Source organism: Desulfocurvus sp., from assembly GCF_023230885.1.
In the GTDB taxonomy this organism is placed as follows: Bacteria; Desulfobacterota; Desulfovibrionia; order Desulfovibrionales; family Desulfovibrionaceae; genus Desulfocurvus.
In genome coordinates this window covers 1-4,806 of the sequence record NZ_JALNWM010000232.1, presented here as the reverse complement: position 1 = coordinate 4,806, position 4,806 = coordinate 1, and the positions used below count along the sequence as shown (strand labels likewise).

Genomic DNA, 4,806 nt, shown 5'->3' with positions numbered 1-4,806 from the left:
GCCCAGGCCATCGCCGCGGGCGACCTGGGCGCGCGCATCGACGTGGACCAGCGCGACGAGATCGGCCAGCTGGCCGCCGCCCTGCAGAACATGGTCGCCAAGCTCTCCGAGGTGGTCGGCGAGGTCCAGAGCGCGGGCGAGAACGTGGCCTCGGGCAGCGAGGAGCTGTCCGCGTCCTCCGAGAGCCTGTCCCAGGGCGCCACCGAGCAGGCCGCCAGCGTGGAGGAGGTCTCCTCCTCCATGGAACAAATGGCCGCCAACATCCGCCAGAACGCCGAAAACGCCCGCGAAACGGAAAAGATCGCCGTCCAGTCCGCACAGGACGCCGAGGCCGGAGGCAAGGCCGTGGCCGAGACCGTCTCGGCCATGAAGGACATCGCCGACAAGATCTCCATCATCGAGGAAATCGCGCGCCAGACCAACCTGTTGGCGCTCAACGCCGCCATCGAGGCCGCCCGCGCGGGCGAGCACGGCAAGGGCTTCGCCGTGGTCGCCGCCGAGGTCCGCAAGCTGGCCGAGCGCAGCGGCTCCGCAGCCGCCGAGATCAGCGAGCTGTCCTCCTCCAGCGTCGAGGTCGCCGAGCGCGCGGGCTCCATGCTCACGCGCATGGTCCCCGACATCCGCAGGACCGCCGAGCTGGTCCAGGAAATCGCCGCCGCCAGCAACGAGCAGAACGCCGGGGCCGACCAGATCAACAAGGCCATCCAGCAGCTCGACCAGGTGGTGCAGCAGAACGCCTCGGCCTCCGAGGAAATGGCCTCCACCTCAGAGGAACTGTCCTCCCAGGCCGTGCAGCTCCAGCAGACCATCGGCTTCTTCCGCCTGGACGGCGCGGCCAGACCCCAGGCCAGGGCCAGGGCCCGCACCCGCACCGTGGTCGCCGCCCACGCCGCGCCCCCGCGCAGGCTCACCGCGGCCCAGGACGCAACGCCCCGCCCTGCCCCCGCCAAAAACGCCCCGGCCGCGGGCATCTCGCTGGACATGGACACAGGCGACGCCGACGACAAGGACTTCGAACGCTTCTAGCGGCCCGGCCCGCGGCGGCCCTGGCCGTCGCGGGCCCCAGCCCCAGGAGGAGCCATGCCCCCCCGGAACGACAACGACACCAACCAGTACCTGACCTTCGGCCTGGACGGGGAGGTCTTCGCCCTGGCCATCGCCCAGGTGCGCGAGGTCCTGGAGCTGTCCACCATCACGCGCATCCCGCGCACCCCGCCCTTCATGCGCGGGGTCATCAACCTGCGCGGCCACGCCGTGCCCGTGGTCGACATGCGCCGCAAGTTCGGCATGTCCCGGGCCGACGACACGGTGAACACCTGCATCATCATCGTGGAAACCACCTGCGCGGGCGAACCCCACATCCTGGGCGCCCTGGTGGACTCGGTGCGCGAGGTGGTCGAGCTGCCGCCCTCGGCCATCGAGCCCGCCCCGCGCATGGGCACCACCGTGCGCGCAGAGTCCATACTGGGCATCGGCAAGCGCGACGAGGAGTTCATCATCGTCCTGGACATCGGCCGCGTGTTTTCCGAACAGGAAATGGACCTGCTCGCCGCCCGGGACGGCGAGGGGCAACAAGTCCGGGAACAGGCCCCGGCGGCCTAGCCGGAGGGCGCATGGCCCTGATCCTGGCCATAGACGACGACGACCTGGTGCGGCTGCTGCTGCGCGACATCCTGGGCGGAGCCGGACACACCGTGCGCACCGCCTCGGACGGTCGGCGGGGCCTGCACCTGCTGGCCGCAAAGCCCTTCGACCTGCTGATCACCGACGTGCTCCTCCCCGGGTGCGACGGCCTGGAGATCATCCAGCAGGCCCGCAGGCTGCGCCCGGAAATGCCGATCATCGCCATGTCCGGAGGCGGGCAGTGGCTCACGCCGGGCAAGTGCCTGGGCCTGTCGGCCCGCCTTGGCGCCAACCGGACCCTGACCAAGCCCGTGAGCCCCGAGCGCCTGCTCGACGAGGTGCATGCCCTGCTCGGCGCCTGAGCGGCCGCCCGGCGGGGCAAAACGCCGTCCACCCCCGGCGGGGCGGCGGCGCAAGGGATTTTCTTCTCTGGCCCAAGACCCGCAATGGATGCACACTAGCCGACATGATCCGCGTCCTTCTCGCCAGCGGCAAGGCCGCCGCCCCGCCGGACCTGGCCCCGGCCCTGGAAGCCCTGGGCTTCGAGCCCGTCGGCGTGGCCGCCAGCGCCGGGCGGGCCGTGGCCCTGGCCCGGAAGCTGCGGCCCGAAGCGGTCCTGCTGGACGCGGCCCTGCCCGGGCCGGGCGGCGGCCCCGGGGCCTGCCGCACGATCCAGGAGCAGCTGGGCATCCCCGTGGTGCTCGCCAGCGCCCACGCCGACACGGCCCGCCTTGCGGCGGCCCGCGCCGCAAGGCCCAGGGGCTTCCTGGTCGGGCCCTTCAGCCCGGAGCAGGCCGCCGCCGCCCTGTTCATGGCCCTGGAGCCCGCCCCCGGGGCCGCGCCGCCCCCGCCGCCCGGCCCGGAGGACGACCTGCGGCTCCTCGCGCACACCCTGGCCGGGGTCTGGCTCCTGGACCCCTGCGGGCTGACCGTGGCCGTCAACCAGCGCCTGGCGGACATGCTCGGCCAGGAACCCGGCCCCATGACGGGCAGGCACCTCTTCGAATTCCTGGACCAGGCCGACCTGCCCGAGGCCGAACGCCACCTGGAACGCTGCCGCCAGGGCTTCTCCTCGCAATACGACCTGCGCCTGCGAAGCGCCGCGGGCAGCGAGGTATGGGTCATCTGCTCCCACAGCCCCCTGCCCGGCCCCGGGGGCGCCTGCCGGGGGTCGCTGCTGATCGCCACGGACATCACCTTCCGCAAGTTCGCCGAGGCCTCGCTGCTGGAAAGCGAGAACCGCTTCCGCCAGCTGGTGGAGAACCTCTCCGAGGTCTTCTGGATCATGGAGCTGGAAAGCGGGCGGGGGTTGTACGTCAGCCCCAGTTTCCGCACGGTCTGGGGCCGCACGGAGCTGGAATTCCTTTCCCGGCCGGGCATCCTGCGCGAAAGTGTCCTGCCCGAGGACCGGGAGCGCCTGGACCGGGAGCACGCGCGCTTCCGGGAGCGCGGCGAGCCCTGCGCCATCGAATACCGCATCGCGCGGCCCGACGGCCAGGTGCGCTGGGTGCGCACGCGGTTCTTCGCCGTGCCGGACGACGCCGGGCGCCCGCGGCGCGCCGCGGGCTTCAGCGAGGACATCACCGGCGCCCGCCACGCCGCCCAGGAGCGCGACCGCCTCGCCAGGGCCATCGAGCAGGTGGACGACGTGGTCCTCATCACCGACCCGGGCGGCACCATCCAGTACGCCAACCCGGCCTTCGAGCACGTCAGCGGGCGGCCGCGCCAGGCACTGCTGGGCCAGAACCTGACGGTCCTGGAAAGCGCGGCGGACGACGCCGCCAGCCTGGAGGGCCTGCGCCCGGCCCTGGCCGGGGGCGGCACCTGGAGCGGCCGCTACAGCTATCGGCGCCCCGACGGCTCGCGCCGCGAGGTCAGGGCCACCCTGGCACCCATCTACGACCACCAGGGCCGCGTGGCCAACTACGTCTCCGTGCAGCGCGACGTGACCGGGGAGGCCCAGCTCGAAGCCCAGCTGCACCAGGCGCGCAAGATGGAGGCCCTGGGCACCCTGGCCGGGGGCATCGCCCACGATTTCAACAACATTCTCATGGCCATCATGGGCTTCAGCGAGCTGGCCATGGCCGAGGCGCCGGACGACTCGCGGCTGCGCTCGCGCCTGCGGCGCGTGCTCCAGGCCGGGGAGCGCGCCCGCGACCTGGTGCGCCAGATCCTGGCCTTCTCGCGGCGCGGCGAACTGGAGCGCACGCCCCTGGAGCTGGCCCCCCTGGTCAAGGAAACGCTGGTCCTGCTGCGGGCCACGCTGCCCGCCAACGTGGCCATCGCCCGCGACATCGACGCCCGGGCCGGTACCGTCCTGGCCGATCCCGGCCAGATCCACCAGATCGTCATGAACCTGTGCGCCAACGCGGCCTACGCCCTGGAGCGCGAGGGCGGCGGCACCATCACCGTGCGCCTGGGCCGCCGGACCCTGGAGGCCGACACCCAGGCCGGCCCCGCCGGAGACTGGGTGGCCCTGGAGGTCGCCGACGACGGCCCGGGCATGAGCGCGGCCGTCCTGGAGCGCGTGTTCGACCCCTTCTTCACCACCAAGGGCCCCGGCGAGGGCACGGGCATGGGGCTGGCCGTGGTCCACGGCACGGCCCACGGCCTGGGGGGCACCGTGCGGGCCGAGAGCGCCCCGGGCCAGGGCGCGCGGTTCACCGTGCTGCTGCCCCCGGCCCCGGCCGACGCCGCCCCGGGCCAGGCCCCGGCCGCGCCCCAGCAGCGCGGCACCGAGCGCATCCTCTATGTCGACGACGAAGGCGCCATCGCCGACCTGGCGGTGCAGGCCCTGGGCGGCCTGGGCTACGCCGTCACGGCCTGCACCGCGCCGCGGGAGGCCCTGGCCCTGCTGGAGGGCGCGGAGCCGCCCTTCGACCTGCTGGTCACCGACCAGGCCATGCCCGGCTGCACGGGCCTGGAGTTGGCCGCCACGGCCCGGCGCCTGCGCCCGGGGCTGCCGGTGATCCTGTGCACAGGGTTCAGCCGCGCGGCCTCGCCCGAGGCCCTGCGCCGCCACGGCGTGGCGCGCATGCTGCTCAAGCCCTTCACCCTGCCCGACCTGGCCCGGGCCATCCGCGCCGTGCTGGAAGCCCGGGAGGGCACCACCGACGGGGGCTGACACCCCGGAGCCCGGCGCAAAAAAAGGGACCGCCCCGGGCGGTCCCCTGCGGCGGCCCG

At 73.6% G+C, this 4,806-nt stretch carries 4 protein-coding genes; all 4 read left to right on the top strand.

Annotated elements, in window-relative coordinates; all coding sequences use genetic code 11:
* On the top strand, positions 1-1,026 hold a 1,026-nt coding region (locus M0P34_RS13715), incomplete at its 5' end, for a methyl-accepting chemotaxis protein (protein ID WP_291500109.1).
* 54 nt (positions 1,027-1,080) lie between these two features.
* Positions 1,081-1,602 carry a chemotaxis protein CheW gene (locus tag M0P34_RS13710; protein WP_291500107.1) on the top strand — a complete coding sequence of 174 codons (522 nt, stop codon included), beginning with the start codon at positions 1,081-1,083 and terminating at the stop codon, positions 1,600-1,602.
* 11 nt (positions 1,603-1,613) lie between these two features.
* Positions 1,614-1,985 carry a response regulator gene (locus tag M0P34_RS13705; RefSeq protein ID WP_291500105.1) on the top strand — a complete coding sequence of 124 codons (372 nt, stop codon included), beginning with the start codon at positions 1,614-1,616 and terminating at the stop codon, positions 1,983-1,985.
* Between the two features lie 104 nt (positions 1,986-2,089).
* On the top strand, positions 2,090-4,747 hold the full coding sequence (locus M0P34_RS13700; RefSeq protein ID WP_291500103.1) for a PAS domain S-box protein: 2,658 nt from the start codon (positions 2,090-2,092) through the stop codon (positions 4,745-4,747).
* Positions 4,748-4,806: the final 59 nt, after the last annotated feature.